Raw genomic sequence first — 3,327 nt, 5'->3', positions numbered from 1 at the left:
CAGCCTCACCAGCTGGTTCAAGGCTGCGCTGGAAGAGTAGGGGCCGCAGCGTTAATTGAATGAGACCTAGCGTTTCCTATGTGTTACCACTTGGCGAATGATTTGGCTGAACGCGTTGACAGGACCACCTCTATCAACGTACCATTTTATCAACTTGATGAGGATCGTGACTGTTTGGCAGGCGACACCGAAAGTTGGCGTATAGCCGCTTTCGGTGTCGCCTTTTTAATTAACGATCGAAAGGTCTCTTGTTTATGCTGCGCGTCGCTAAGGTACTCAACAACAATATCGCCATTGTGGTTGATTCTCGTGGCAACGATTGCATCGCCATGGGGCGAGGCGTCGCATTTGGGCGCAAGCATGGCGACCTCATTGATGAGAACGATGTTGAGCGTCTGTTTACCCAGCATGTCGATGAGCTGTCGGGCAAGCTCGGCCAGCTGGTGAAGTCCATTCCAGAAGAGTATTTTGAAGCGACTCAGGCCATTGTCGAGCATGCCAAACTGCGAATGGGCAGGGACCTCGATGACGGCATATACCTTGCGCTGACAGACCACATTCATTTTGCAGTCGAGCGGGCGCGCAAGGGGCAGGCGCTCGACAACAGGCTTAATTTCGAGATCAAAATGGTCTATCCAGATGAATATGCCTGCGCCAAGACTGCTATCGCATTCATCGACCGCGTTTTCAACGTCACGCTTCCCCAAGAAGAGGCGGGCTTTATAGCCATGCATTTTGTCAATGCAGAGACCGGCGGCATGGGCATGCAGACCGCTGCGACCATGGCTAATATCATCCACGATTCGCTCGACATCGTCCAAAAGCGCTTTGATATGAAATTGGACGATGGGTCGATCGCCTACTACCGGTTTATGGTTCATCTTAAGTTCTTCGCTCAGCACATCGTTATGTCAGAGATGCCGAGGGGCTCCGTGGGCGCTCGCGATCGCCAGCTTTATGCGACGGTGGCAAGGGAGTATCCAGACGCGTACGATTGCGCGGAGGAGATCGCTTCGCGTGCCGAGCGGGCCCATGGCTGCTCTGTTCCCGATGATGAGCGTCTATACCTTGCTTTACATATCGAGCGCGTGAGGAAGGGCGCCGGTTTTTCTTAGCCGGTGAAAGGGGGCGAGAAGCAGAGATATCGCGCTTGCGAAATAGTGGACAGTGAGATACGAGAAAGAAGGAGAGTATGTTTAAGCAATTGCAGAAGGTCGGCAAAGCGTTCATGCTGCCGATTGCTATCCTTCCGGCAGCGGGCTTGCTGCTGGGTATCGGCGGTGCTTTCAGTAGCGCCGCAACAATTGCCGCGTACCCCATGCTTGATGTGCCTTGGCTACAGGCGGTCTTCAAGGTCATGAGCGCGGCGGGCAACGTCGTGTTCGGCAATCTTCCCATGCTGCTGTGCATTGGTTTGTGCATCGGCCTCGCCTGTCGCGATAAGGGCGTCGCCGCGCTTGCCGGCGTTGTTGGCTACCTGGTCATGACCGCGACCTCCTCGACGCTGCTTTCGATTTTCAACCCCGATGGCTCTGCTATTGATACCGGCGTCATCGGCGCGCTCGTTATCGGTTTGGTCGCCGTTAACCTACACAATCGCTACCAGAACATTCAGCTGCCGCAGGTGCTGGGATTCTTTGGCGGATCTCGCTTCGTACCCATCGTCACAAGCCTTGCCGCCATCTTTGTTGGCGCTATGTTCTACATCATCTGGCCTCCGTTTCAGCAGCTGCTTGTCGCCGCAGGTGAAGCTATCTCCGCGGCTGGCGTAATCGGAACCTTCTTCTACGGCTTCCTCATGCGTCTGTGCGGTGCCATCGGCCTTCATCACATGATCTATCCCATGTTCTGGTATACCGAGCTGGGCGGTACCGCTGTTGTCGCCGGCAGCTCCGTCGTGGGCGCGCAGAACATCTTCTTCGCCGAGTTGGCCGACCCTACCCATACGGGCCTGTTCACCGAGGGCACCCGTTTCTTCGCGGGCCGCTTCTCCACCATGATGTTCGGTCTCCCCGCTGCAGCGCTGGCCATGTATCACTGCGTTCCCAAAGAGCGTCGCGAGAAGTTCGCCGGCCTCTTCCTGGGCGTCGCCATGACCTCGTTCCTGACCGGTATCACCGAGCCGCTCGAGTACATGTTCCTGTTTGTCTGTCCGCCCCTTTACGTGCTGCACGCATTCTTCGATGGCGTCTCATTCCTTATCGCTGACCTGCTGAACATCAGGATCGGTAACACGTTCTCCGGCGGCTTCATCGACTTCTTCCTGTTTGGCATCATGCAGGGCAACGCGAAGACCAACTGGCTCCTCGAGATCCCGTTTGGCATCGCATGGGCTGTCCTGTACTATGTGACGTTCCGCTTCCTGATCACCAAATTTGACATCAAGACCCCTGGCCGTGATGACGACGCCGCCGCGATCGAGGAGCCCAAGGCTCCGTCCAAGAACGACCTCAACGATGAGGCGAAGGTTATCATCCAGGCACTGGGCGGTGCCGATAACATCGAGGATGTGGATGCTTGCATCACTCGCCTTCGTGTTGGAGTGAAAGATGTAAGCAAGGTTGATCACGACGCGTTCAAGAAGCTCGGCTCTGCCGGCGTGCTCGACGTTGACGGAGGCATCCAGGCCATCTTTGGCGCAAAGGCGATTTTGTACAAGACTGCCGTTCTTGAGGAACTCGGTATAGACGAGTAGCCTTGAAGGCGTAGCAAGAGCGCGATGTGGTGGGGCGTCGATGCATCGGCGCCCCACTGACGAGAAGGGGTTTATATGTCTGTTGACAGGACGGGCGGGAGCTCGATTAAGGTTGAGAACGGATCGAAGCCCTCTCATAATCGCGCAGATTCTGGTTTTGGTTTAGCGCTGCGCAGGCTCGCCGCGTGGTTGGTCGATTACGTGGTCTGTGCGGGTTTCGTGAGCATCTTCTATATTTGCGCGAATGTCTTTTACCTAGAGGAGTCGACGCGTGAACAGGGGAACTTGATGCTTCTGTGCGCGGTTTTGACGGTCCTGCTGATATCGGTGTATGTGCCGTGGAAATCGGGCGCGAGTATAGGCCAGCATCTTTTGCGCCTTAAAGTTGTGCGTTGGGATCGACGCCCTAGGTCTTTGGTCCAGCTGTTCGCACAGGAATGCGTGTTGAAGATTGCATGCGGGCCCTTTGTGGCAGCGTTCTTCGTACTTGATTACGTTGTTTTTGGGTTGATCATGCACCGCGACCCCGATCATGAGCCTACGCTCGATTATTTTCTCAAAATCCATGTTGTTCCAAATTGAACAGTTTGATAAGACGGAGGAATACCATGTCCGTGCATCCCTTGATCGAA

Annotated in this window: 3 protein-coding genes; all 3 read left to right on the top strand. The window is 55.2% G+C overall.

From position 1 onward, the window contains the following. Nucleotides 1–254: 254 nt before the first annotated feature. The 3 genes from licT to B3H65_RS02265 all read left to right on the top strand — a co-directional run bounded on the left by licT (nucleotide 255) and on the right by B3H65_RS02265 (nucleotide 3,277). Entirely contained in the window at nucleotides 255–1,115 is an 861-nt protein-coding gene (gene licT / locus B3H65_RS02275) for a BglG family transcription antiterminator LicT (RefSeq protein WP_286683973.1), read from the top strand. Nucleotides 1,116–1,192: 77 nt separating this feature from the next. Then, entirely contained in the window at nucleotides 1,193–2,695 is a 1,503-nt protein-coding gene (locus tag B3H65_RS02270) for a PTS transporter subunit EIIC (RefSeq protein ID WP_286683972.1), read from the top strand. Between the two features lie 75 nt (nucleotides 2,696–2,770). Next, a complete protein-coding gene (locus B3H65_RS02265; protein WP_286683971.1) occupies nucleotides 2,771–3,277 on the top strand; it encodes an RDD family protein in 507 nt (168 codons plus the stop codon). Nucleotides 3,278–3,327 lie beyond the last annotated feature (50 nt).

Origin of the sequence: Collinsella sp. UBA1693, assembly GCF_002320115.1 — a bacterium.
In the GTDB taxonomy this organism is placed as follows: domain Bacteria; phylum Actinomycetota; class Coriobacteriia; order Coriobacteriales; family Coriobacteriaceae; genus Collinsella; species Collinsella tanakaei.
This window is presented reverse-complemented; position numbering and strand designations above follow the sequence as displayed.